Origin of the sequence: Bradyrhizobium sp. LCT2, from assembly GCF_009931255.1 — a bacterium.
GTDB lineage: Bacteria > Pseudomonadota > Alphaproteobacteria > Rhizobiales > Xanthobacteraceae > Bradyrhizobium > Bradyrhizobium diazoefficiens.
Window position 1 is genome coordinate 3,652,024 of record NZ_CP034432.1, and the last position, 24,954, is coordinate 3,676,977.

The 24,954-nt window shown below is 65.0% G+C and carries 23 protein-coding genes; 15 read left to right on the top strand and 8 right to left on the bottom strand.

The annotated features are described in order from the left end of the window. Position 1: 1 nt before the first annotated feature. A complete protein-coding gene (locus EI171_RS17615) occupies positions 2-1,720 on the bottom strand; it encodes a caspase family protein (RefSeq protein ID WP_161534284.1) in 1,719 nt (572 codons plus the stop codon). Positions 1,721-1,886: 166 nt separating this feature from the next. Here EI171_RS17615 and EI171_RS17620 point away from each other — a divergent pair, with 166 nt between their 5' ends. The 7 genes from EI171_RS17620 (at position 1,887) to EI171_RS17650 (ending at position 9,569) form a co-directional block, all read left to right on the top strand. After that, on the top strand, positions 1,887-3,242 hold the full coding sequence (locus tag EI171_RS17620) for a hypothetical protein (RefSeq protein ID WP_028173200.1): 1,356 nt from the start codon (positions 1,887-1,889) through the stop codon (positions 3,240-3,242). Between the two features lie 63 nt (positions 3,243-3,305). Beyond that, a complete protein-coding gene (gene metK, locus EI171_RS17625; protein ID WP_011088686.1) occupies positions 3,306-4,502 on the top strand; it encodes a methionine adenosyltransferase in 1,197 nt (398 codons plus the stop codon). Positions 4,503-4,625: 123 nt separating this feature from the next. Further along, positions 4,626-6,047, top strand: a complete 1,422-nt coding sequence (ahcY, locus tag EI171_RS17630; RefSeq protein ID WP_011088685.1) for an adenosylhomocysteinase — start codon at positions 4,626-4,628, stop codon at positions 6,045-6,047. Positions 6,048-6,216: 169 nt separating this feature from the next. After that, the gene (locus EI171_RS17635) at positions 6,217-6,636 is read left to right on the top strand and encodes a nuclear transport factor 2 family protein (protein WP_060908252.1); all 420 of its coding nucleotides are present in this window, start codon (positions 6,217-6,219) and stop codon (positions 6,634-6,636) included. A gap of 51 nt (positions 6,637-6,687) precedes the next feature. Beyond that, positions 6,688-8,154: an NAD(P)/FAD-dependent oxidoreductase gene (locus tag EI171_RS17640; protein ID WP_161534285.1), complete on the top strand. Its 1,467-nt coding sequence runs from the start codon at positions 6,688-6,690 to the stop codon at positions 8,152-8,154. Between the two features lie 142 nt (positions 8,155-8,296). Next, on the top strand, positions 8,297-8,959 hold the full coding sequence (locus EI171_RS17645; RefSeq protein WP_011088682.1) for an AAA family ATPase: 663 nt from the start codon (positions 8,297-8,299) through the stop codon (positions 8,957-8,959). Then, positions 8,928-9,569, top strand: a complete 642-nt coding sequence (locus EI171_RS17650; RefSeq protein ID WP_231166542.1) for a phasin family protein — start codon at positions 8,928-8,930, stop codon at positions 9,567-9,569. The genes EI171_RS17645 and EI171_RS17650 overlap by 32 nt, the downstream gene beginning before the upstream one ends. 25 nt (positions 9,570-9,594) lie before the next feature. On the opposite strand, the gene EI171_RS17655 is transcribed toward EI171_RS17650, so the two are convergent. Genes EI171_RS17655 through EI171_RS17665 form a run of 3 tightly spaced genes read right to left on the bottom strand, consistent with a single transcriptional unit; the run spans position 9,595 to position 11,826 of the window. Next, a complete protein-coding gene (locus EI171_RS17655; protein WP_161534286.1) occupies positions 9,595-10,827 on the bottom strand; it encodes a YbfB/YjiJ family MFS transporter in 1,233 nt (410 codons plus the stop codon). A 32-nt stretch (positions 10,828-10,859) separates the two neighbouring features. Continuing rightward, positions 10,860-11,096 (bottom strand): 4-oxalocrotonate tautomerase family protein, encoded by a 237-nt coding sequence (locus tag EI171_RS17660; protein ID WP_028173203.1) that lies wholly within the window; start codon positions 11,094-11,096, stop codon positions 10,860-10,862. A 19-nt stretch (positions 11,097-11,115) separates the two neighbouring features. After that, positions 11,116-11,826: an SDR family NAD(P)-dependent oxidoreductase gene (locus EI171_RS17665; protein WP_110116677.1), complete on the bottom strand. Its 711-nt coding sequence runs from the start codon at positions 11,824-11,826 to the stop codon at positions 11,116-11,118. Positions 11,827-12,039: 213 nt separating this feature from the next. Between EI171_RS17665 and EI171_RS17670 the strand changes: the two genes are divergently transcribed. The 4 genes from EI171_RS17670 (at position 12,040) to EI171_RS17680 (ending at position 14,810) form a co-directional block, all read left to right on the top strand. Beyond that, positions 12,040-12,963 (top strand): LysR family transcriptional regulator, encoded by a 924-nt coding sequence (locus EI171_RS17670; RefSeq protein ID WP_028173205.1) that lies wholly within the window; start codon positions 12,040-12,042, stop codon positions 12,961-12,963. 145 nt (positions 12,964-13,108) lie between these two features. Next, positions 13,109-13,264: a hypothetical protein gene (locus EI171_RS44770; RefSeq protein ID WP_165448167.1), complete on the top strand. Its 156-nt coding sequence runs from the start codon at positions 13,109-13,111 to the stop codon at positions 13,262-13,264. Positions 13,265-13,409: 145 nt separating this feature from the next. Beyond that, positions 13,410-14,339, top strand: coding sequence for an aspartyl/asparaginyl beta-hydroxylase domain-containing protein (locus tag EI171_RS17675; protein WP_028173206.1), 930 nt, complete (start codon positions 13,410-13,412; stop codon positions 14,337-14,339). Between the two features lie 12 nt (positions 14,340-14,351). Next, positions 14,352-14,810, top strand: coding sequence for a nuclear transport factor 2 family protein (locus tag EI171_RS17680; protein WP_038967034.1), 459 nt, complete (start codon positions 14,352-14,354; stop codon positions 14,808-14,810). Positions 14,811-14,877: 67 nt separating this feature from the next. On the opposite strand, the gene EI171_RS17685 is transcribed toward EI171_RS17680, so the two are convergent. The 3 genes from EI171_RS17685 to galE all read right to left on the bottom strand — a co-directional run bounded on the left by EI171_RS17685 (position 14,878) and on the right by galE (position 18,549). Further along, the gene (locus EI171_RS17685; RefSeq protein WP_110116673.1) at positions 14,878-15,579 is read right to left on the bottom strand and encodes a fumarylacetoacetate hydrolase family protein; all 702 of its coding nucleotides are present in this window, start codon (positions 15,577-15,579) and stop codon (positions 14,878-14,880) included. A 35-nt stretch (positions 15,580-15,614) separates the two neighbouring features. Beyond that, complete coding sequence (locus EI171_RS17690) at positions 15,615-17,417, bottom strand: ABC transporter ATP-binding protein (protein ID WP_161534287.1); 1,803 nt, start codon at positions 17,415-17,417, stop codon at positions 15,615-15,617. Positions 17,418-17,535: 118 nt separating this feature from the next. Then, on the bottom strand, positions 17,536-18,549 hold the full coding sequence (gene galE / locus EI171_RS17695; RefSeq protein WP_028173210.1) for a UDP-glucose 4-epimerase GalE: 1,014 nt from the start codon (positions 18,547-18,549) through the stop codon (positions 17,536-17,538). Positions 18,550-18,676: 127 nt separating this feature from the next. Here galE and EI171_RS17700 point away from each other — a divergent pair, with 127 nt between their 5' ends. Continuing rightward, positions 18,677-19,714 carry a glycosyltransferase family 4 protein gene (locus EI171_RS17700; RefSeq protein ID WP_161534288.1) on the top strand — a complete coding sequence of 346 codons (1,038 nt, stop codon included), beginning with the start codon at positions 18,677-18,679 and terminating at the stop codon, positions 19,712-19,714. 178 nt (positions 19,715-19,892) lie between these two features. Here EI171_RS17700 and waaF read toward each other — a convergent pair whose 3' ends face one another. Beyond that, on the bottom strand, positions 19,893-20,963 hold the full coding sequence (gene waaF, locus EI171_RS17705; protein WP_161534289.1) for a lipopolysaccharide heptosyltransferase II: 1,071 nt from the start codon (positions 20,961-20,963) through the stop codon (positions 19,893-19,895). Between the two features lie 159 nt (positions 20,964-21,122). Here waaF and rfaD point away from each other — a divergent pair, with 159 nt between their 5' ends. Genes rfaD through EI171_RS17720 form a run of 3 tightly spaced genes read left to right on the top strand, consistent with a single transcriptional unit; the run spans position 21,123 to position 24,883 of the window. Further along, positions 21,123-22,103, top strand: coding sequence for an ADP-glyceromanno-heptose 6-epimerase (rfaD, locus tag EI171_RS17710; RefSeq protein WP_161534290.1), 981 nt, complete (start codon positions 21,123-21,125; stop codon positions 22,101-22,103). 12 nt (positions 22,104-22,115) lie between these two features. Continuing rightward, entirely contained in the window at positions 22,116-23,600 is a 1,485-nt protein-coding gene (gene rfaE1 / locus EI171_RS17715; protein WP_161534291.1) for a D-glycero-beta-D-manno-heptose-7-phosphate kinase, read from the top strand. Beyond that, positions 23,597-24,883 (top strand): O-antigen ligase, encoded by a 1,287-nt coding sequence (locus EI171_RS17720; RefSeq protein WP_161534292.1) that lies wholly within the window; start codon positions 23,597-23,599, stop codon positions 24,881-24,883. The genes rfaE1 and EI171_RS17720 overlap by 4 nt, the downstream gene beginning before the upstream one ends. The last annotated feature ends 71 nt before the right edge of the window (positions 24,884-24,954 follow it).

The following is a 24,954-nucleotide window of genomic DNA, read 5'->3' on the forward strand; positions in this document are numbered from 1 at the left end:
GTCACTTCTCCGCCAGGTAGACCTCACCCAGCAGCGACGAATTCGACCACGGCACCTGCTTGTTCTTCGTAGTCGACACCACTTCCGCCCGCACCCGCGTGAGCATCTGCTGCACCTCCAGCCCGGGCGTGCCGATGTGACGGGATAGCGCGGCTGAGAACGGCGAGTTGGCGCCGTCGCCGTCGAGCGCGACCTGGCCCGGTGCGGTGGCGAACGCGATCAGCGTGCCGGCGCCGAGTGTCGCCCCGGCGCCGAGGCTCGTTGGAGCCGCGAGGCCCGAGGCGCCCTCGATGCCGCGATTGGCAGAGGCTGAAGCCACCTGTTGTGCCATCGGGTTGTTGCGGCAGGCATCGAAAATCAAAATGTTGGTGCGAACCTGATCGTCGAGGCCGGCCATGATCGTGTCCATGTCGATCATCGCCTCCGTCATGGCCGTGCCCGGCTTGAGTTCGACGTCGACGGGAATGAGATAGTTGCGGCCGTCCACCTGCACGCCATGGCCGGCATAGTAGACCACGGCGACTTGCGCCCGGGCCGCATCGCGCAGGAAGTCGCGCGTCATCTTCTGCATCGCGGCGCGGTCGAGGTCGACGCCCTCCGACACGGTGAAGCCGATGTCGCGCAGGCTCTTGGCGACCGCGCGGGCGTCGTTGGGTGGATTGGGCAGCGCCTTCACATGCGCATAGGCGCCGTTGCCGATAATCAGCGCCATGCGCGTGCCGCGCACGGCCGGAGCAGGCGAGGGCGCGGATGCCGCGCCGGTCTGCTGCGGGGCAGGGGCCGCTGTCGGCTGCGTCGTGGGCGAGGGCGCATCGCGCGGGATCGGCACAGCTGCATCGCTCACCAGCGACAGCCGCACTTTTGCGGTCGCCTGGTTGGCCTTGCTGCCGTCGTCCGACGCCACGATCGCCAGCGTCGCCTTGTAGTCGTCGCGTGCGCGGGCGTAGTCGCCTTTCGCTTCATAGGCCAGCGCGCGATGGGTATAGCCCGAGATCAGCACGCTGTTCGGCGGCGTCATGATGTTGGCCGGCGGCTTTTCCTTGGCGAGCCGGATCGCCTCGCTGCCATCGGCGATGGCGCGATCGAGATCGCCCTTGGCGCGCCAGATCGAGGTACGGTTGATCAGCGGCTGCGGCAGCGTCGGGTCGAGCCGGATCGCTTGGTTGATGTCGGCGAGCGCGCTGTCGAGATCGCCGAGTGCTTCTTTCGAGATGCCGCGGTTCTGGAACGAGAACGCCGATTTCGGATCGGCTTTGATCGACATGTCGTAGTCGGCGATCGCCTTGGTGTAGTCGTGCTTGCCCCGCCAGGCGTTGCCGCGATTGTGGAAGATGATGCCGCTGGGAGGTCCGAGCTTCAGCGCATCGTCGAAATCGGCGATCGCGATGTCGTAGTCGCCCTTGTCGTAATAGGCCGAGCCCCTGAGGTTATAGACCGCCTGGCTCGGCTGCAGCCGGATTGCCTCCGTGGCATCAGTGATGACCTTGGCGTAGTCGCCCTTCTTGTTCCAGCCCACCGCGCGCCAGAAATAGACGGTCGCGAGCTGTTCGCCCTTGAACACCTTCAGCGCGATGATCTTGGTGCAGGCGTCGACCATCTTGTCCGCCGGGGTGGTCTCGGTGGTGCAGAGCGGCCCGAGCTGGTTGCGCGCCTGCGCCAGGGCGGGCGTCGACCCCAGCACGACGGTGAGCAGGCAGAGCGCGACGAGCAGGCGGCGCATGGCGGTCGTCCCGTAAGAGGAGAAGTGCTTGTTTGTTGCCCGGCGGTGCGCCGGGGTTCACGCTCCCGTCGTTGGACCTGGGGTGAAGCAAGCGAGGGTATTCCCCCGGTGGGCAGACTTTGCTAAGAGGTGGGACCCAACATCGCTGCCCACCACCTTCCCACTCATGAAAAACGACGAAATCCTGAGCCAGATCACCGAGTTCTGCCGCAAGGCGGATATGGCGGAATCGACGTTTGGCCGGCGCGCGGTGAACGATGGGAAGCTGGTGCATCGCCTGCGCGAGGGAAAGCGCATCACCATCGACACGCTGGAGCGGATCCAGGCCTATATGGCGGCGTCGATGGCCGGCGGCGTGCCGCCGCCACGAGGCCTTCAGGTGCCTCCGGAAAAGCGCGATCCGCGTGGTAATTTCCGTTTCTTCGAGAACCGGCAGAAATATCTGCTGTTCGTCCACACCTGTAGCGAAAAGCGGGTGATCGCGGACCGGGTTGCGCTGGAACTGGCCGCCATCCATCCGCGCCCGCCGGCGCTGCGCCTGTTCGACGCCGGCGTCGGCGACGGCACGGTGCTGGCGCGGGTGCTGCGCGCGACGCACCAGCGCTTTCCGCACATGCCGTTCTATGTCGCCGGCAAGGAGCTCAGTCTCGAGGACCTGCGCCTGACGCTGGAGAAGGTGCCGGATCGCATTTTCGAGCATCCTGCGTCGGTGTTCGTCTTCACCAACATGTTCTATTCGGAGGCGCCCTGGCTCACGCCGGCATCGCCCGCAGCGGCGGCCGCCACCGTCTGGCACGAGGTTCCGCTACGTGGCGCCTCGTCGGGCGAGTTCGAGCAGCAGATCGCAGAGCTGCGGCCGTTCCTGGAGCAGAACTGGCGCGCCGCGATCAGCCCGCGCACGGCCATGCCGCTCTACGAGCGGCCGGTCGTCCTGGTGCTCTATCGCGAGGATCACCGGTTCCTGCTGGATTCGACCATTCCGCGGCCGGGCCAGACCGAGGCCAATTTCGACCTCGTTATTGCATCCCAGCCATACCGTGCGCTGTCCTCGGTCAATTTCCGGGCAAAGCGGATCATTGCGCCTCTGGCGCGGGCATTGCGGCCGGGGGGGCGCCTGATCGGTATTCACTCCCATGGTCACGATCCGGGCATGGAAATGATCCAGGCAATCTGGCCCGGAGAAAATCCTTTCGCGGTCAGTCGTCATGAGCTATTGCGCGCAGTTAAGTACGAGCTCGGATCGTTGGGCCGCGACCTAAATTTTAATGCCTACGCGGACAACCGCTCGATCTTCAGGTATGATATGGAAGCGCTGCCCAACGAGGTGACGGGTACTATCGGAACCTCGACGGCCTTTGCAGCGTGGAATGCGGCGGTGTATGTCGCTCAGATCGAGGACGACCGGTTGGCAGAAATGACTCAAAACGGCCGCACTCTGGATGCCGCCAGGGACGTGCTGAGAAAGTACAACGGGCTCTGGTTTCTTGACGAATCCTACGTCATCTCGCGCCGGCGTGATTGACATAATCCAAAGGTAAACATCGCAAACGAACCGCCGTGCAGTGGCGGAACAAGGGGTTTCTTGATGCGCGCGTCCTATCTCTTCACCAGCGAGTCCGTGTCCGAGGGCCATCCGGACAAGGTCTGCGACCGGATCTCCGATGAAATCGTCGATCTGTTCTACCGCGAGGGGCCGAAAGCCGGCATCGACCCGTGGCAAATCCGCGCCGCCTGCGAAACGCTCGCGACTACCAACAAGGTCGTGATCGCCGGCGAGACCCGCGGCCCGAAGTCCGTCACCAACGAGCAGATCGAGGGCGTCGTGCGCGCCGCGATCAAGGACATCGGCTACGAGCAGGAAGGTTTCCACTGGAAGACCTGCGACATCGAGATTCTGCTGCATCCGCAGTCGGCCGACATCGCCCAGGGCGTCGATGCGCTTCAGCCGGGTGAGGTCAAGGAAGAAGGCGCGGGCGACCAGGGCATCATGTTCGGTTACGCCACCAACGAGACGCCTGACTTGATGCCGGCGCCGATCTTCTACGCCCACAAGATCCTGCGCCTCATCTCCGAAGCGCGCCACTCCGGCCGCGAGAAGGTGCTGGGCCCGGATTCCAAGAGCCAGGTCACCGTGCAGTACGAGAACGGCAAGCCGGTCGGCGTGCGCGAGATCGTGGTCTCCCACCAGCATCTGGTGCCGGACCTCACCTCCAGCCAGGTGCGCGACATCGTCGAGCCTTATGTGCGCGAGGCGCTGCCGAAGGACTGGATCACGCCGAAGACCATCTGGCACATCAACCCTACCGGCAAGTTCTACATCGGCGGTCCCGACGGCGACGCCGGCCTGACCGGCCGCAAGATCATCGTCGACACCTATGGTGGCGCGGCCCCGCATGGCGGCGGTGCGTTCTCCGGCAAGGATCCGACCAAGGTCGACCGTTCTGCGGCCTACGCCGCGCGCTACGTCGCCAAGAACATCGTTGCTGCCGGTCTCGCCGACCGCTGCACGCTGCAGCTTGCCTATGCCATCGGCGTGGCGCGGCCGCTGTCGATCTACATCGACACCCACGGCACCGGCAAAGTGCCGGAGGAACAGCTCGAGAAGGCGGCGGCGCAGGCGATGGATCTCACGCCCCGCGGCATCCGCAGCCATCTCGACCTCAACCGCCCGATCTACGCGCGCACCTCGGCCTACGGCCATTTCGGCCGTACACCCGACAACGAGGGCGGCTTCTCCTGGGAGAAGACCGATCTCGTCGAGCAGCTGAAGCGCGCGCTCTAGTTCACTTGCGTCATTCCGGGGCGCCGCGACAGCGGCGAACCCGGAATCTCGATCCTCCGGATTCCGGGTTCGCTCTTTTCGCGAGCGCCCCGGAATGACGAGTCAAACAAACAGGAACCCCCTATGAACGCGAAGCCCGGCTTCACCGATTACATCGTCAAGGACATTTCGCTCGCCGATTTCGGCCGCAAGGAACTCTCGCTCGCCGAGACCGAGATGCCCGGCCTGATGGCCACCCGCGAGGAGTTCGGCCCGAAGCAGCCGCTGAAGGGCGCGCGCATCGCCGGCTCGCTGCACATGACGATCCAGACCGGGGTGCTGATCGAGACGCTGGCAGCACTCGGCGCCGACATTCGCTGGGTCTCCTGCAACATCTATTCGACGCAGGACCACGCTGCCGCCGCGATCGCGGCCGCCGGCATTCCCGTCTTCGCCGTCAAGGGAGAGACGCTGACCGAATACTGGGACTACACCGCAAAACTGTTCGACTGGCACGGCGGCGGTCACCCGAACATGATCCTCGATGACGGCGGTGACGCCACCATGTACGTCCATCTCGGTCTGCGTGCCGAGAACGGCGACACCGCCTTCCTCGACAAGCCCGGCTCCGAGGAAGAGGAAGTCTTCTTCGCGCTTCTGAAGAAGCAGCTCAAGGAAAAGCCGAAGGGCTACTTCGCCGAGATCGCCAAGAGCATCAAGGGCGTTTCCGAAGAGACCACCACGGGCGTGCATCGTCTCTATGACATGCAGAAGGCCGGCACGCTGCTGTGGCCTGCCATCAACGTCAACGACAGCGTCACAAAGTCCAAGTTCGACAACCTCTATGGCTGCCGCGAATCGCTGGTCGACGGCATCCGCCGCGGCACCGACGTGATGATGTCGGGCAAGGTCGCGATGGTCGCGGGCTTCGGCGATGTCGGCAAGGGCTCGGCCGCCTCGCTGCGCCAGGCCGGCTGCCGCGTGATGGTCTCCGAAGTCGATCCGATCTGCGCGCTCCAGGCCGCGATGGAAGGCTACGAGGTCGTGACCATGGAGGACGCCGCCCCGCGCGCCGACATCTTCGTCACCGCGACCGGCAACAAGGACATCATCACCATCGAGCATATGCGCGCGATGAAGGATCGCGCCATCGTCTGCAACATCGGCCACTTCGACAACGAGATCCAGATCGCGGGTCTGCGTAACCTTAAGTGGACCAACATCAAGCCGCAGGTCGACGAGATCGAATTCCCCGACAAGCACCGCATCATCATGCTGTCGGAGGGGCGCCTCGTGAACCTCGGCAACGCGATGGGTCATCCGTCCTTCGTGATGTCGGCGTCCTTCACCAACCAGACGCTGGCGCAGATCGAGCTGTTCGCCAACAACAAGGACGGCAAGTACAAGAAGGAAGTCTACGTGCTGCCGAAAACCCTCGACGAGAAGGTCGCGCGCCTGCACCTCGCCAAGATCGGCGTCAAGCTCACCGAGCTGCGCAAGGATCAGGCCGACTATATCGGCGTGAAGCAGGAAGGCCCGTACAAGAGCGATCACTACCGCTACTGATCCGACCTCATCGAAACATCAAAGCCCCGGAGCGATCCGGGGCTTTTTTGTTGCCCACCCGTCTGATACGCTCTCAGGTAGAGCCAGAAAAAGCCTGCCACCTTTGCAGCGGGCGGCCCATTGCCCGGCACATATTGCCTGACACCGAAAACATTGTGGAGGAAGTGCGATGTCCAACGAGGCCGCTAACGTCAAGATTTTGCAGGACGCCTATCACCGGTGGAACGAGAGCAAGGGAGGTAGCGTCGACCATTGGTTCGACGTCGTCGTTGCTCCGAAGATCAACTTTGCCTCGATCCCGCGCGGCGTCGAGCCGCTGGCATTTGCCACGGAATACCACGACAGCGTGAAGCTTCGCGCTTATTTCGACACGCTGCTGTCCGAGTGGAGCATGCAGCATTACACGATGAATGAATACGTGGCGCAGGGCGACGCGGTCGTCGCGCGAGGCTCCTGCGCCTGGATCAACAAGCGGACCGGAAAACTCGCCGAAACGCCCAAGCTCGATTTCTGGCGCTTCAAGGACGGCAAGGCGATCGAATTCTACGAGTATTTTGATACGGCCTGCGTGGTCGCCGCAGCGACCTGACGGTTGCAATTCGGCGCGGCGCCGCCCATCCTGTGTGGAGGGAGAAACGCGATGGCCGAAGCCAAAGAACATGTCGACGTGCTGATCGTCGGTGCCGGCCTGTCCGGCATCGGCGCGGGCTATCATCTTCAGGCGAAGTGCCCGGGCAAGAGCTACGTCATTCTCGAGGGCCGCGACTGCATCGGCGGCACCTGGGATCTGTTCCGCTATCCCGGCATCCGTTCGGACAGCGACATGTTCACGCTCGGCTATTCGTTCAAGCCTTGGACTGATCCGAAGGCGATCGCCGACGGGCCGCAGATCCTGAACTATGTGCGCGAAACCGCGGCCGAGAACGGCATCGCGAAGCACATCCGCTTCCGCCATCGCGTCAAGCGTGCGGCGTGGTCGACGCCGGATGCGCGCTGGACCGTGGAGGCCGAGCGCATCACGGGCGAGGACGCGACCGAGGTCGTGCGCTTCACCTGCAATTTCCTGTTCATGTGCTCGGGCTATTACAAATACGAGGCGGGCTATACGCCGGAGTTCAAGGGCGCGGCGGATTTCGCCGGCCGCATCGTGCATCCGCAGAAATGGACCGAGGACATCGACTACGCCGGCAAGCGCGTCGTCGTGATCGGCTCGGGCGCGACCGCGGTGACGCTGGTGCCGGAGCTCGCCAAGAAGGCGGCGCAGGTCACCATGCTCCAGCGCTCGCCGACCTATGTGGTGTCGCGTCCGGCGCAGGACCCCGTCGCCAATAAATTGCGCCGCAACCTGCCGGCGCGGCTTGCCTATCATCTGATCCGCTGGCGCAACGTGATGTGGGGGATGTTCTTCTTCCAGCTCAGCCGGCGCAGGCCCGCGAAGGTGAAGGACCTCATTCTCAAAGGCGTGCAGATGGCGCTCGGCCCGGACTACGACGTCGCGACCCATTTCACGCCGCGCTACAATCCCTGGGACCAGCGGCTGTGCCTCGTGCCGGATGGCGACCTGTTCAAGGCGATCCGCGAGCAGCGGGCTTCCGTCGTCACGAGCGAGATCGACAATTTTACCCGCGACGGGATCCGCCTGAAGGACGGCCGGGAGCTCGCGGCCGATATCATCGTCACCGCGACGGGGCTGGTGCTCCAGGTCGTCGGCGGTCTCGAGATCAGCGTCGACGGCCGCGCTGTCGATTTCGCCAATACGCTGACTTACAAGGGCATGATGTATGCCGACGTGCCCAACATGGCGTCGGCTTTCGGCTACACCAACGCGTCCTGGACGCTGAAATGCGATCTCACCTGCGAATATGTCTGCCGGCTCATCAACTACATGGACCGGCACAATTTCCGCCAGTGCATGCCGCACAATGACGATCCGACGATCACCGCGCAGCCGTCGCTCGATTTCACCTCGGGTTACGTGCAGCGCTCGGTCGCCAAGATGCCGAAGCAGGGCTCGAAGCAGCCGTGGCGGCTGTACCAGAACTATGCCCTCGACATCGTCTCCTTGCGCTTCGGCCGGATCGACGACGGTGTGATGCAATACTCCTGATCTTGCTACGTAAATTACCGGGAGAGGCTCGCGATCGCTTGAGACGAATCGCGACTTGGGGTAGAATTTTTGCGCTGCAAGAAGTTTATTTCCGGCGGTGTCTGAGTTCCACGTTGTTGCCGTCCTGAGGAGAACGCGGAACATGTACATCCTTGCTCTGGTCACGCAGAAAGGCGGAAGCGGCAAGAGTACGCTGTCCGTTGGGCTGGCGGTGGCAGCGATGCAGCGCGGCGAGCGCGTCGCTCTCATTGAGGCGGATGCGCAAGGTACGATCTCGAGATGGAAAGGGCGCCGTGAGAAGCCCTATCCTCGCGTCGATTGCGTCACCGATCCCAGCGAAATCGAGCCGGTGATATCCCGCCTCAAGGCCGAAGGGGTTTGGCTCGCAATCATCGACACAGCTGCCACGAACAATGCCTTGGCGACGCGCGCCATTGCCAGTGCCGATCTTTGTCTCATCCCGGCTCGTCCGAGCCCGGCCGATATCGAAGCCGCAATACCAACGCTGATCGCTACCCGCAGGCTCGATCGCCGGTTTGCCTTCATCCTCAATCAGGCGCCCACACGGGGAGGCCGGTTGAGCGAAGCTGCCACGTCGCTCAACTCGCTCGGCTTGCTTGCGCTCCCCTTCATTGGGCAGCGCAACGACCACCAGGATGCGCTCGGGGCAGGGCTGGGCGTAACCGAGTACGCGCCGGAGGGAAAAGCCTCGGAGGAAATTGCGGCCCTGTGGGGTTGGATCTCGGAGCGCCTTATCGTGGAGTCGAATGATCATGGGCAAGCCGCGCTCAAGACAGCCTGCTGACGTTGCACGCGCCGGGCGTCGCTCGCTGGTGGAGCTGGCGGCCGAAGTGAGCCGCGCCGTCGACGAGGGCTTGGCGATGCCGCCGGGCTCGGTCTCCGCCGTCCTGCAAGATGCGCCGCAGATCGCGCAAGCTGCGCCCGCTCCGATGACTGTTCCGGTACAAGAAGCGGCCGGCGTCATCGCTGCAAGACCTGAACCTCCGGGCACTACCACCATTGATCTCATGGTGGACATCGCCAAGGATTGTCAGGCGCGTGCTTTGGACGGCATGAAGACTGGTGCTCACGCTGCGCTGGATTATGCCAGGGACCTCGCCAAGCCACGGCTGGCCGATGTGGCATCGGAGGCCAATGGAATCGCCGCCGGAGAAGGCCACCTCATCGAGGCAATTGGAACGGCGGCTGAGTGTCGCGTCGTCGTGCTCGAACTGATGAAAGTCAATGCGGGCGCGACCTTGGAGTATGCGCGGGAGTTGGGCCGTGCGAGAACCCTGGCGGAGTTGGTTGAGCTGTCGAGCACGCATGCGCGACAGCAATGTGAGTTGGTCCTGAAGCAAACCGAGCTGCTGCGATCGCTTGCTCAAATCATGACAAAGCCCGGTGCCGGGTAGCACCGCTCGCCTGCCGTCATCGCGCTCAGGATCTGCGCGGGACGATCAGTGCGAGGCCGAGATCAATCGCGAGCGCCAGGACCGCTGCGCCGCCGCCTAAACCGAACAGCAAGAGATAGTCGCCCCCGGTCTGCGCGTAAATCCAGGATAAGCCGTAAGCGGCGGCCGCCTGGAACAGCGCAAAGCTGGTGGTGGCATGGCTCCATGTCGCGCGCTGCTGCTCGGTTGCGTGCGGGACTAGCTCGTGGATTCGTCCGAGCACCAGCGGCACGATGCCGGGCGTGAAGCCGCCGACCACGACGCTCGACACGATCAGCGAAACCGGCGCGGTGCTGACGGTCGGCAGCAGCACGGCCGCCGCCTCGATCAGGAAGGCTGCGCGCAGCGTCGGACCGAAGCCTGACCGGTCGCCAAGATGGCCGGTGACGAGCGGGCCGACGATCGCGCCGAGACCATACAGCACCCAGTAGCGCGATCCCGCGGCAATGCCCTGGCCGAGCCCGCGCGCCACGAAATCGACGATGAACACCATGTGCGGCACCAGCGCCACCGCGTTGAGGCCGTATTGGACCAGCAGCGCGCGGGCCGCCGTCGATGCATGGTGGTGCTTCGCGTGATGCAAAGGCGCAGCACTAGCCTTCGTTTCCGCAGGCCAGTTCCACCAGCTTGCGAGGGTGAGCAGGGCGGAGAGGGCGCCAAGACCATACCAGCTCTGCTGCAGGCCTTGTTGCAGCAGCAGCGGCACCAGCGTGCCCGACGCGGCGACGCCAAGGCCGACACCCGCGAAGATCACGCCGCCGACGATGCCGCGCCTCGCGGCCGAAATGTGCGGCAGGATGACGGACGCCGCCAGCACCATGATGACGCCGCCGGTGAGACCCGACAGAAAGCGCCAGGCGAAGAACCAGGAGAACGACACCGGGGCTGAACTGGCAAAGAAAGAGAGTGTGGCGAGCAGCATCATCGCACGCAACGCGCGGACCGCGCCGACGTGGGCGGCGACGGCCCGGGCCGCGAGTGCGCCCGCAAGGTAACCGGCAAGATTCGCCGCGCCGAGATAGACGACATCCGACGCACTGAACCACTTTGCCGCGATCAGCGCCGGGATTAGCGGCGTGTAGGAGAAGCGGGCGAGGCCAAGTCCGACCAGCGAGGCGGACAAACCCGCCACCGCATATCGCCAAATCTGCCGTGATTCCGATCCCGGCCGCTGACGCGGCCGGGTCTCAACCTGCTGCTTCGTATCTGCGTTGGTCATGTCATCCTCCTGCGCGCTCGATCGCGCGCGGATCATCCTGTCTGGGCGGCGCGGCGACGCCGGAATTCCGGCACGGGCAGGCCGCCCCAGCCCCAATTGTCGGTGTCGACTTCCTCGATCACGACGAAGGTGGAATCGAGCGGCTTGCCGAGCACGTCGAGCAGGAGCTGGCTCGATCCCTTGATCAGCGCGGCCTTCTCTTCCGCCGTGAGCGACGCCGCGCCCGGCGTCGTTCCTTCGCGGGTCACTTGAATGGTGACGATGGGCATGGTGTCTCTCCTCTCGCGCTCAGTGGCCGGCGCTCTGGCCGCCGTCGACATGCAGGATCTCGCCGGTGACGAAGGACGCACCCTCGAGATAGAGCACGGCATCGACGATGTCGGACATCTCGCCCATGTGGCCGACCGGATGCAGCGCGCTGAGCTCGGCATGCGTCGAAACCGGATGCATCGGCGACCTGATGACGCCGGGCGCCACTGCGTTCACGCGGATGCCGCGCCTCGCGTATTCGATCGCGAGCGACTTGGTCGCGGCGTTGAGGCCGCCCTTGCTCAGTGAGGCCAGCACCGAGGGCACGTTGGAATTGGCGTGATCGACCAGGGTCGTCGTGATCTGCACGATATGGCCAGAACCCTGCTTCTCCATCTCGGCGATGGCGAGCTGCGTGATGTTGAAGAACCCGGCGACGTTGGTGCCCATCACCGCCGCGTAGTCCTCGGCGGTGTACTGCGTGAACGGCTTTGCGACGAAGATGCCGGCATTGTTGACCAGCGTGTCGACGCGGCCGAAGCGGGCGACGGCTTGCGAAACCACGCGCTCGGCGGTGGCCCGGTCGGCGATGTCGCCGGGAACGGCGAGGACGTCGTCGTCGCCCGACGGCTTGATGGAGCGCGCCGTTGCGACGACGCGATAATTGCGATCGCGAAAACCCTGGACCAGGGCGGCGCCGATGCCCTGCGATGCACCGGTGATGATGGCGACCTTCTGCTCGATACCCATGACGGACTCCTGTTGTTGGGTTTCAGAACCTGTGCCAGCGGCTGCTGGCCTGCGCGCTGAGGTACGCCGCGGCGGCCCGGCTGCGAATACACGTTGTCCGGCAGACACTGTTACGCGGCGCGAACGAATGCCGGATCGGCCGCGGCGGCGGTTGTCGCGGCGCGGGCGAACGCCTAGCTTGTCACCGGAATTTGATGGTGCGGCGGGAAGCGTATGGATCGTCTGGATGCGATGAAGGTGTTCGTCCTTGCGGTGGACGAGGGCAGCCTCGCCGCCGCGGGGCGCAAGCTCGGCCGCTCGCCGGCGGCGGTCAGCCGCGCCATCGCCTTCCTGGAGGAGCGGGTCGGCGCCGAGCTGCTGCACCGGACGACGCGGTCGATCAAGTTGAGCGAGGAAGGCGAGCGCTATGTCGCGATCTGCCGCCGCGTGCTCACCGAGCTGGAGGAGGCCGACGACATCGCGGCCGGACCGCGCGCGGCGCCTCGTGGCCTGCTCACGATCACGGCGCCGGTGGTCTCGGGGGAGATGGTGCTGCGGCCGATCCTCGATGCGTTTCTCGACGCCTATCCGACCGTGTCGGCAAAGCTCCTGCTGTTCGACCGCGCGGTCAACCTGATCGAGGAGGGCGTCGACATCGCGCTTCGCATTGGCCATCTCGCGGATTCGGCGATGGTGGCGATGCGGATCGGCGAGATCAGCCGTGTCGTGGTGGCTGCTCCCCGCTATCTGAAGCAGCATCCACGCATCACCGAGCCCGGCGATCTCGCCAAGCATCAGATCGTGGCGATGGCGCATCTGCCCAATTCCTGGACCTTCGCGCCACAGGCGGGCTCGTCGGCAGCCCGCACGGTTCAATTCACGCCGCGGCTCGTCGTCAACAGCACCTATGCGGCCGTGGCGTCCGCGGTCGCCGGGCGCGGCGTCGCGCGGATGTATTCGTACCAGGTCGCCGAGCAGGTCGCGCGCGGCGAGCTCGAGATCGTACTGGCCGCCGACCAGGATCCGGAGATGCCCGCGCATTTGATCTGCCCGCAGGGGCGGCTCTCGGTGCCCAAGGTGCGGGCGTTCACCGACTTTGCCGTGCCTCGGCTGAAGAAGCAGTTCGCGCTGCTGAAGAAGAGCATCAATGCGCGCTGAGCCGCTGCGCGCCCGGCAATGCGTTGTTTTGCGTATACGGCTGCCGGGCTGAATCGGCGATGCTGCCCTGACGGTTAACGCGGATTTAACGGATGAGTCCTAGCCTGTCTCGGCCGGGGTTACTCGCAAGGCCGAGGTGAGCCCAATGGAAGCCCAGAAGATCGCGGTCGACGCCGTCGTCGCGCTGACCGATTGCGACCGCGACGCCGTCATCGCGTTCATCCGCCGGCTCTATCTCGCCGGCGTAACCGACCCCAAGCGCCTGACCTTCAAGGGTCTCCAGGCACTGGCGCGGGCGTAATTCGGCTCGTTTCGGCCGGTTTCAGCCCCAGGTTCCGTACCCCCGCTCTCCCCAGCGTGATTGCAACCTACCGGCGAATATCTTGCCGCTCGGGCCGGCTCGGAGTAGATCACGTCCCCGGCTGGGTCACTCGGGAACTGGGGAAATGCTGAAACAGCTTTTTGCGCCGCAACTCGTCATTCTGTATGTACTCGCGGCATCGACAATCTACGTTCACTTCCGCGGCAAGCAACGGCTGCGCTTCGCGCGCCAGCTTGGCGATCACTCGACCTATCTCGCCCCCTACAATGTGCTGATGTATGCGGGCTCGGCGGTGCCGAACAAGCCGGTGATCCCGGTCGAGCAGTTTCCCGAACTCAAGCCGCTCAGCGAGAATTGGGAGACCATCCGCGACGAGGCCGTGCGCCTGTTCGACGAAGGCTTCATCCGCGCAGCCGCCAAGAACAACGACTGGGGTTTCTACTCGTTTTTCAAGAGCGGCTGGAAGCGGTTTTACCTGAAATGGTACGACGACTTCCTGCCGTCGGCGCGCACGCTGTGCCCGAAGACGGTGGAGCTGCTCAATTCGATTCCGAGCGTGCACGGCGCGATGTTCGCGATGCTGCCGCCCGGCGGCAGGCTGGGCGCGCACCGCGATCCCTTTGCCGGCTCGCTGCGCTATCACCTCGGCCTCGTCACGCCGAACTCGAACAAGTGCCGCATCCTGGTCGATGGCGTCGAATGCGTCTGGCGTGACGGCGAGGCCTTCATGTTCGACGAGACCTTCATCCACAGCGCGGAGAACGCGACCGACGTCAATCGCATCATCCTGTTCTGCGACGTCGAGCGCCCGATGAAGTTCGGCTTCATGACCGCGATCAACCGCTGGGTCAGCCATCACATCGTCAAGGCATCGGCGACCCAGAACGTCGACGGCGAAAGCGTCGGCGTGCTCAACAAGGTGTTCGGCAAGCTTTACGAGATCCATCTCGCCAGCCGCAAGGTCAAGGAGTGGAACCGCAACGTCTACTACACGCTGAAATACTCGCTGACGGCGCTGATCCTCGGTCTGATCGTGATGTCGGCGTTGCGGTAAACCGAGGTGCGAATGGTCCCCTTGCCGACCGCGAACACCGAGATAGTGCAATTCTTCCGCAAGTGGCTGGAAACCTTCGCGGGCTATGTCCGTGAGGTCGACTACGCTTCGGCGAGGCCGCTGTTTCATCCCGAGGTGCTTGCTTTCGGCACGCACAACGATGTCATCCCGGGCCTCGACCAATGGGTCTCAACGCAATGGGACAACGTCTGGCCGAAGACGGCCGACTTCCGTTTCGTGCTCGAGCAGACCTCGGTTCTGGCATCCCCCGACGGCGCGATGGCAACCGTGATCGCGCCGTGGACGAGCACGGGCTATCATCCCGACGGCAGCGCGTTTCCGCGTCCGGGCCGGGCGACGATGGTGTTCTCCAAAACCGCCGACGGCTGGCTGTGCGTGCATTCCCACATGTCGCTCAATCGCGGTGTGCCGCAGGTGAGCCACGCCAATCGGCCGGTGAAGGCCCGGTAGATGCGATCCGAACAGAAAAGGCCCCGGACATGTCCGGGGCCTTTTCGATTTCGAGATGTCGTGCAGCCTATTCCGGCTGACCGATCGAGACCTTCAGGGTGCCGACGCCGTCGACGCCGCATTCGAGCTTGTCGCCGGGCTGGAGTTGCGACACGCCGGCCGGCGTGCCCGTCATGATGATGTCGCCGGCGGCGAGCTTCACCTGCTGCGAGAGCTGCCAGATGATTTCAGGCACGTTCCAGATCAGCTCGGTGAGGTCGCCCTTTTGCGCCTCCTTGCCGTTGACCGTGAGCCAGATCTTGCCCTTGGCGGGATGGCCGATCTTCGCGGCCGGCTGCACGGCGGAGCAGGGCGCGGAATAGTCGAACGACTTGCCGATCTCCCACGGACGCTCCTTCTTGCGCGAGGCTATCTGGAGGTCGCGGCGGGTGAGGTCGATGCCGACGGCGTAGCCGTAGACATGGTCGAGCGCCTTGTCGGCGGGAATGTTCAGCCCGCCGCTCTTCATCGCGACGATCAGTTCGACCTCGTGATGCAGGTCCTTGGTTAGCGGCGGATAGGGGATGGTGGCGCCATCGGGCACCAGCATGTCGGCGTGCTTGGCGAAGAAGAACGGCGGCGCGCGCTCGTCATTGCCCATCTCGCGGATGTGCTCGAGATAGTTGCGGCCGACGCACCAGATGCGGCGCACCGGATAGCGGCCGCTTTCACCGACGACGGGAAGCGAAGCCTGGGGCGGAAGCGGGATGACGTAGGAGGCGGCGTTCATGAAGCGGTCTCGCTGCTCTTGGGGTAAAGGGAACTCTATGCGGTTGCGCTGATCGGCGCCAGAGTGCCGGCGTCGTGATGTTGCAGGCGGAAGAACGAGGCGTAGCGGCCCGAGCGGCGCAGCAGCTCGTCGTGCCGGCCCTGTTCGACGATCTCGCCGCCCTCGACCACCAGGATCGCATCGGCATGCATGATGGTGTGCAGGCGGTGCGCGATCACGATGGTGGTGCGGTTCCGGCAGAGATGCTCGATCGCCTCCTGCACCTGCTTCTCGGACTCGGAATCGAGCGCGGCGGTGGCTTCGTCCAGCAGGATGATCGGTGCGTTCTTGACCAGCGCGCGCGCGACCGCGATGCGCTGGCGCTGACCGCCCGAAAGCTGCGTGCCGTGCTCGCCTACCGGCGTGTCGTAGCCGAGCGGGAAGCTCATGATGAAATCATGCGCGCAGGCCGCTTTCGCGGCGTCGATGATCTGGTCTTCCGTCGCGCCCGGCTTGCCGAAGGCGATGTTGTTGCGGATGGTGTCGCGGAACAGATAGACGTCCTGGCCGACATAGGCGGTCTGAGCCCGCAGCGACTTGCGCGAGACCGCGCCGATCGACTGGCCGTCGATGACGATGTCGCCTTGCGTCACCTCGTAGAAGCGCAACAGCAGCCCCAGCACGGTCGACTTGCCGCCGCCGGAGGGGCCGACCAGCGCGGTGACCTTGCCGGGCTCGGCGGTGAAGCTCATGCGGTTGAGGACGGTCTCGCCAGCGCGATAAGAAAAGCTGACGTCGCGCAGCTCGATCCGCGCGTCCGACAGCTTCAGCGCAGGCTTGTCGTCGTCGGAATGCTCGCTCGCCGGGCTGTCGACGACCTCCAGCAGCATGCGCGCGCCGACGAGCTGGCTGTTGAGGTCGATGTTGAGCCGCGCCAGCCGCTTGGCCGGCTCGGTCGCCATCAGGAAGGCGGTCATGAAGGAGAAGAACGCGCCGGGCGTGGCGTTGAGCGCGACCACGCTGTAGCCGCCGTAAAGGAGACAGCCGGCGACCGCGAAGCCGCCGAGCATCTCCATCAGCGGATTCGACCGGTTGGCGACGCGGGCCATCTTGTTGGCGTTGCGCTCGACGATCGCGATGTTCTCGTCGATGCGCTTCTGCATGGTCTCTTCGAGCGTGAAGGCCTTGACGGTGCGGATGCCTTGCAGCGATTCCTGCATCGTCTCCATGATGTCGGCGGTGCCGGTGAACTGGTTGAAGGCGAGGCCCTTGATGCGCTTGACCAGCTTGCGCAGCACCAGCATCGCCGGCGGCACCGCAACGAGGCCGATGAACGACATCAGCGGATCCTGCCACACCATCACGCCGATCATGGCGAGCAGCATCAGCAGGTCGCGCCCGATGGCGTTGACCAGCATGTTGAGCACGTCGGTGATGGATTTGGCGCCGGCCGTCAGCCGCGCCAGGAATTCGGACGAATGCCGCTCGGAGAAGAAACCGATGCTCTCGCGCATCAGCTTGGCGAACAGCTGGCGCTGGTTGGTGGCGAGGATCGCGTTGGAGATCTTGGTCAGGATCACCATGTGGCCGTAGGTCGCCACGCCCTTGATGAACAGCAGGATCACCGTGATGCCCGAGAACATCGCGATGCCCGGGATGTTCTTGTCGACATAGGCCTGGTTGATGACCTGGCCGAGCACGTAGGTCGCGCCCGCGGTCGATCCGGCGGCAAGCGCCATCAGCGCGAAGGCGGTAAGGTAACGCCGCCAATAGACGATCCCCTGTTCCGTGACCAGGCGGCGAATCAGGACCGCGGCCGTATAGGGATCGTCGGTGATTTTCTTTGGAAACTGGGCCATCCGTAGTCCATTGACTGCGCAGGACAAAGCCTGCCCGCGCGTCAGGGATCGAAGGGCCTCTGTGCCCGCTAAAGCGGGGTTTTTCAAGCCCAATTAAGGGCTTGCGTCCGGATGGAATCTAGGCCGAGACGGCGTGGCGGAGCTCGCCGTGGCGCTCGCGGTACAGCTTGTCCTCCCAGGCCAGCGCATGGGCTGCGATGGTCTCGAGGTCGTCATATTGCGGCTTCCAGTCGAGCAGGCCGCGGATGCGGCTGGTGTCGGCGACCATGGTCATGATGTCGCCGGGCCGGCGCGGAGCGTATTGCACGGCGAAGCTGCGGCCCGAAACCCGGCGCACCGCGTCGATGGTCTCCAGCACCGAATAGCCGCGGCCATAGCCGCAATTAAGCGTCGTCGAGGCGCCGCCATTGCGCAGGTAAGCGAGTGCCGAGCGATGGGCCTGCGACAGGTCCGTGACGTGGATGAAGTCGCGGATGCAACTGCCGTCCGGGGTCGGATAGTCGGTGCCGAACACGTCGATCTTGGCGCGCTGGCCAGTCGCAGCCTCGACCGCGATCTTGAGCAGATGCGTGGCGCCGACGGTGGCGAGGCCGATGCGGGCCTGCGGATCGGCGCCAGCGACGTTGAAGTAGCGCAGGGTCACGTATTGCATGCCGTAGGCGGCGGCGACGTCGTGCAGCATGATCTCGGTCATCAGCTTGGACGAGCCGTAGGGCGACAGCGGCCGCGTCGGCGCGTGCTCGGGCACCGGCACTTGGTCCGGATCGCCGTAGACCGCTGCGGTCGAGGAGAAGATGAAACGGCCAATGCCGCGCTTGACCGCGACGTTGAGCAGGTTGCGCGCAGTCATGAAGTTGTTGCGGTAGTAGCCGAGCGGATCGCGCATCGAATCCGGCACGACCACCGAGCCGGCGAAATGGATGATGCTCTCGATGTTGTGCTGGGCGATCACACCCTCGAGCAGGTTCTCGTCGCCTGCATCGCCAATGAACAGCGGCACGCCCTCCGGCAGATAGGCGGAGAAACCGGTGGAGAGATCGTCGATCACGACGACGTCCTCGCCGGCTTCCGCCAGCGCCAGGACCGTGTGACTTCCGATATAGCCGGCGCCGCCGGTGACTAGAACAGTCATTGATCTCACCCGTCTTCGAGCAACGCGCCAAGTTAACGTTTGCGCGGTGAAGAGGGGGTTTCGGCGCGGCTGAACTGGTCACTATGCTTAATGTTGCGTATAGGGGGTCCGCTAAACGGAGCGTGACGTGGCGAATCCCCCGGACGACCTGCAAGTGATCGTGCCAAATCTGCACAGGCGCTATTCCGGGGTCACCGCGACCAACCGGATGGTGGCGCCGCGCCTGGCAAGACTGTATCGCGCGGCGTGGTTCGGCTCCGACGCGCCGGAGGGGATCGCGCGCCTGAGCGGTGCCGATTTCCTCAAGCTATGGCACCGCAAGACGCCGCTGATCTGGCATGCGCGCCGCAACAACGAGATGATCGCCGGCGTCGTGCTGCGCGCGCTCGGCTGGCCGCTGAAGCTCGTGTTCACATCGGCGGCGCAGCGGCACCACAGCTGGATCACGCGATGGCTGATCCGCCGGATGGACGCGATCATCGCGACGTCGGACATCTCGGCCTCGTTCCTGAAGGTGAAGGCCACCGTGATCCCGCATGGCGTCGACACCGACGTCTATGCGCCGCCGACCGATCGCACGGCTGCCTTCGCGGAAGCCGCGCTGCCGGGCCGCTACGCGATCGGCTGCTTTGGCCGGGTGCGCGCGCAGAAGGGCACTGACGTGTTCGTCGATGCGATGTGCCGGCTGCTGCCGCGCTATCCTGACTTCACCGCCGTCATCGTCGGTCAGGTCACGCCCGAGCAGACGCCCTTCGCGAACGACCTGAGGAAGCGCATCGAGGCAGCCAACCTTCAGTCGCGCATCGTCATCACCGGCGAGCTGCCGATCGAAGCGGTGCAGCGCTGGTACCAGCGGCTGACGATCTACGCCTTCACCTCGCGCAATGAGGGCTTTGGCCTCACGCTGATCGAGGCGATGGCGGCCGGCAGCGCGCTGGTCGCCGCGCGCGCCGGTGCGGCCGAGCTGGTGGTGGAGGATGGCGTGACGGGCGTGCTGATCCCGACGGGGGATGCCGATGCGCTCGCAGCGGCGCTCGAGCCGCTGATGCAGGACGTCACTGCGGCCACTGCGATGGGCGAGCGCGGACGGGCGCGGGTGCTCGCAAAGTTCAGTCTCGATGCCGAAGCGGCGCGGATCGGCGAGGTCTATCGGCCGCTGCTCTGAGGCGCCGCTGTCGCGTCCCCAAACAAAAACCGCGAAAACAACCCCATGCACAGTAGCCGGTGCCAGCAGAATCAATGGCTTGGCGGCGGGGTCGCCGCGCTGCGGATTTTACGAAGCCGATTTGACTCGTCGGGCAAGACACTGGCAGGATGTCATCATCGGCGTAGCCCCAATGGCCTCAAGTCGTAACGCGCGCGCCCGCCTCACTCAGCACCCTTTGCGCGATCGCCACCACCTCCGACGCCGCGATATCGCGCATGCAGCGATGGTCGTTCATCTTGCAGATGGTGCGCTGGCAGGGCTGGCAGGACAGCACGCTCTTGTCCTGGACCACGGTCGCGGCAAGGCCGTTGAGGGGGGCCCAGAGGTAGGGGCTGGTCGGGCCGAAGATGCCCATGGTGGGCGTGCCGAGCGCGGCCGCGATGTGCATCAGGCCGGAATCGTTGGAGATGGCGACGCCGGCCGCGGCCATGGCCAGCACGCCGTTGCGCAGATCGGTGCCGGTGAGGTCGCGGACCCCGGGGCCGCCGGCCGCGACGATCTCCTGGGCGAGGCCCTTTTCCGCGGGGCCGCCGACCACCCAGACCTCCAGCCCGCGCTCGACCAGCAAGCGGGCGGCCTCCGGATAGTAGGTCCAGCGCTTTGAGACGCCGACCGAGCCGGGGGCAAGCGCCACGGCTGCCCCGGCGCTGAGACCATTGGCCTGCCGCCAACGGACGATGTCCTCGGCCGGGACCCGCAATTGCGGCACCGGCCATTCCGGGGGCAGGGGCGCGCCGTCGGGCTGGGCCAGGGCGGCGTTCTTATCGATGAAGCGGGGCAGCTTCTTCTCGCCCCAGCGCCAGCGGTTGAGCAGGCCGAACCGGAACTCGCCGACGAAGCCGACCCTTTCCGGAATCCCGGCCAGCGCGGGCGCGATGGCCGCCTTCCAGGTTCGGGGCAGCACCAGGGCCGTGCCGTAGTTCCGCTCGCGCAGGAGCTTTGCCAGGCCGAACTGGCGGCCAACGGCGAGCCGGCTGCGCGGCAGGTCCCAGACGATTCCAGCGCGCACGCCGGGCATGTAGTCGACCAGTGGCGCGCACAGGGATGTGGTCAGGAGATCGACCGGCCGGTTCGGCCAGCGCTCTTTCAGGACCCGTACCACGGTGTGATTTCGGACGAAATCGCCGATCCACATGTAGGGAACGATCAGGATCGGGCGGGTGTCGCTCCGATCTGCGCTTCCACTAAGTTGCGAATCTCTGTTCATTCGTTAATAGGACCGAAGGCGAGCTGATGTGGCGGTTCGGTTAGCCGCTCCGGGCCGGCAGGTAAAGCCGGGAGAGCGCTGGTCCCAAAATGCTTACACTTTGGCAAATGATGCGCTACGGCAGGGATCGGGCCGCAAACATCGGGCAGGGTAGTTGGAATGTTGCTGGTGACCGGCGGAGCCGGTTTTATCGGGTCGAATGTCGTGGCTGCGTTGAACGACGCCGGCCGCAGCGACGTCGCCGTCTGTGATTTCCTCGGCACCGACGGCAAGTGGCGCAATCTCGCCAAGCGCCAGCTTGTGGATATCGTCCCCCCGGCCGAGCTGCCCGACTGGCTGAAGGGCCGCAGGCTCGACGCCGTGATCCATCTCGGGGCGATTTCCGCGACCACCGCGACCGATGGCGACCTCGTGTTCGGAACCAATTTCCGCCTCTCCATGCGCCTGCTCGACTGGTGCACGGCGAATGCGGTGCCGCTGATCTACGCCTCCTCGGCCGCCACCTATGGCGACGGCGAGGCAGGCTTTGACGACGACGCGTCGCTGCCCGCGTTGAAGAAACTCCGGCCGATGAATCTCTACGGCTGGAGCAAGCACATGTTCGATCTCGCCGTGGCCGAACGGGTCGCGCGCGGCGAGAAGCTCCCGCCGCAATGGGCCGGCCTGAAATTCTTCAACGTGTTCGGCCCCAACGAGTACCACAAGGGCTCGATGATGAGCGTGCTGGCGCGGCGCTTCGACGACGTCAAGGCGGGCCGCGTCGTGCAATTGTTCAAGTCGCATCGCGAAGGCATTGCCGACGGCGACCAGCGCCGCGATTTCATCTATGTCGACGACGTCGTGCGCGTCATCATGTGGCTGCTGGCAACGCCCTCGGTGTCCGGGCTGTTCAACGTCGGCACCGGCAAGGCACGCAGCTTCAAGGATCTGATGCTGGCCGCCTATGCGGCGCTCGGGGCGAGGCCCAACATCGAATATATCGACATGCCCGAACAGATCCGCAACAGCTATCAATACTTCACCCAGAGCGAGGTCGATCGCCTCTGCCGCGCCGGCTATAACGGCGGCTTCACGACGCTCGAGGATGCGGTGAAGGCCTATGTCGGGGATTATCTCGACCGGCCCGACCGCTTCCGCTGAGGCTCCAGGATCATGCCGACGCCCATTCTCGATTTCGACGCCCTCGCGCAAATGATCTCAGGCCGCACGGTGCTCTGCATCGGCGACATCATGCTGGACGAGTTCGTCTATGGCGAGGTGTCGCGGATTTCGCCGGAAGCGCCGACGCCGGTCATCGTTGCCCAGCGCAGCGAGATCCATATCGGCGGCGCCGGCAACGTCGCGCGCAATGTCGCCTCCCTCGGTGCGCGCTGCATCTTCGTCGGCCTCGTCGGCGAGGACGATGCGGGCAAGCGGCTCGCGGCCGCGCTTGCGGACCAGGCTGCCATCGAAAGCGTGCTGGTGTGCGATCCGTCGCGGCCGACCACGCGAAAGGTCCGCTTCGTCTCCGAGCATTTCTCCACCCACATGCTGCGCGCAGATTGGGAGCAGGCGCAGCCTGCTTCCGACGAGGTCGAGGCGAAGCTGATCGAGGCGATCCTGCCGCAGATCGCGCGCGCCGACATCGTGCTGCTGTCCGACTACGCCAAGGGCGTGCTGACGGCGCGGGTGATCCGCCACACCATCGACGCCGCACGAAAGCTCGGCAAGCCGGTGATCGTCGATCCCAAGAGCCTGAACTGGGCGATCTATCGCGGCGCGACGCTGCTCACGCCCAATCGCAAGGAATTTGCCGAAGCCACCCGCAGCCGCGCCGACACGCCGCAGAGCATCGTCGATGCCAGCGAGGACGTAATGCGGCTCGCCGATTGCGAGGCGATCCTGGTCACGCAAGGCGAGCACGGCATGACGCTGGTGCCGCGCAACGGCGCGGCCGTTCACGTTCCGGCCGTCCCGGTGAAGGTGCGCGACGTCTCCGGCGCCGGTGACACCGTCGCCGCCGCGCTCGCGGTCTCGCTCGCGGCGGGCGCGGACTGGGACACGGCGCTGCGCGTGGCCAATGCCGCCGCTTCCGTCGCCGTCAGCAAGCTGGGCACCGCCATTGTGAGCACGGCCGAGCTGCGGCGAAAGATCCTGCCGCACGCCTATCTCGCGGCCGAGGAGAAGATCGTGCTCGAGCCGGCGGCGCTCGACGCGCAGCTCGCGGAATGGCGCACGCAGGGCTTGCGGGTCGGTTTCACCAATGGCTGCTTCGACATCCTGCATCCCGGCCACGTCAAGGTGCTGACCGCGGCGCGCGGCGCCTGCGACCGCCTGGTCGTTGGCCTCAACAGCGACGCCTCGGTGCGGCGGCTGAAGGGCGCCGACCGTCCGGTCCAGGACGAGCGCGCCCGTGCCGAGGTGCTGGCCGCGCTCGAAGCGGTCGATCTCGTCGTCATCTTCGAGGAGGACACGCCGATCGACCTGATCACCCGGATCAAGCCCGCTGCACTGGTGAAGGGCGGCGACTACACCCGCGAGCAGGTGGTCGGCCATGAGGTCGTCGAGGCCGCCGGCGGGGTGGTCGTGCTGGTCGACATCCTCCAGGGTTTCAGCACCACGGCGCTGGTGCATCGCGCGCGGGGAGGGGCCAAGTGACGGCACTTGCCCGCGAGACGGCGAGCCAGATGCTGTGGCGGCGCCTGCGCAGCCCGGCGGCCTGGAGCGAGACCGTCGATCTGTTCGCCATCCTCACCGCGGCCTCGCTGCCCTGGTCGACGTCGCTTGCGGGCATCTTCAACGCCCTGATGCTGCTGTGCATGGTGCCGTTCCTCGACGTCCGCGCGTTCGTGCAGTCGCTCAAGCGCCCGATCTGCGTTGCGCCGATCGCGCTGGTCCTGCTCGCGCTGGTGGGAACGCTGTGGTCGGACGCCACCTGGGGCGCGCGCTTCTATGCCGTCAATCCGACCGTCAAGCTGCTCGTGCTTCCGGTCCTGCTCTATCATTTCGAGCGCTCGCGGCGCGGAAACTGGGTGTTCATCGCCTTCCTGGTGTCCTGCGCGCTGTTGTCGGTGATGTCGTGGATCGTGGCCTTCTACCCGGACCTCGCGCTGAAGAGCGACCGCGTTGAACGCGGCATCTTCGTCAAGAATTACATCGACCAGAGCCAGGAATTCACGCTTTGCGCGGTGGCGCTTGCCTATCCGATCGTGCTGCTGTTGCGCCAGAAGCGCTACTGGTTCGCCGGGCTGCTCGCGGCGCTGGCGCTGAGCTTCTTCGTCAACATGGCCTTCGTGGTGGTGTCGCGTACCGCGCTCGTCACCGTTCCGATCATGGTCGGCGTATTCGCGCTGCTTCATTTGAGGTGGCGCAGCATCGCGATCATCGCGGCCGCTCTGATCGCCGGCGCCGCTATTGCCTGGCAGGCCTCGCCGCAATTGCGCAAGACCGCCGACACCTTTGCCAGCGACTACACGCGCTATGTGGAAAAGGGCGAGCCGACCTCGATGGGCCTGCGGCTCGAATTCTGGCGGAAGTCCCTGGGCTTTTTCGCGGAGGCGCCGGTCATGGGGCACGGTACGGGCTCGACGCGCGGATTGTTCGAGCGCGTGGCGACACACGGTGCTCAAAACCAGGCCTCCGCCGAGGTGATCGGCAACCCGCATAACCAGACGCTGAATGTCGCCGTGCAATGGGGCATCATCGGAATCGTCGTTCTCTACGCGATCTGGATCCTGCATCTGCGCTTGTTTCGCGGCGACGGGCTGGCCAATTGGGTCGGCCTTCTGGTCGTGGTCCAGAACGTCTTCACCTCGCTGTTCAACTCCCATCTGTTCGACTTCCACGAGGGCTGGATGTACGTCATCGGCGTCGGTGTCGCCGGCGGCATCGTGCTCCAGGCACAACAGGCCGGGGCGAAGGTGGAGGAAGCCGGTTCCTGAGCGGCCGCGCGGCTGGCAAGTCCGGTCGAGATGGGTTATCAGCGCGGTCAGGTTGCAACTAACGGGATATT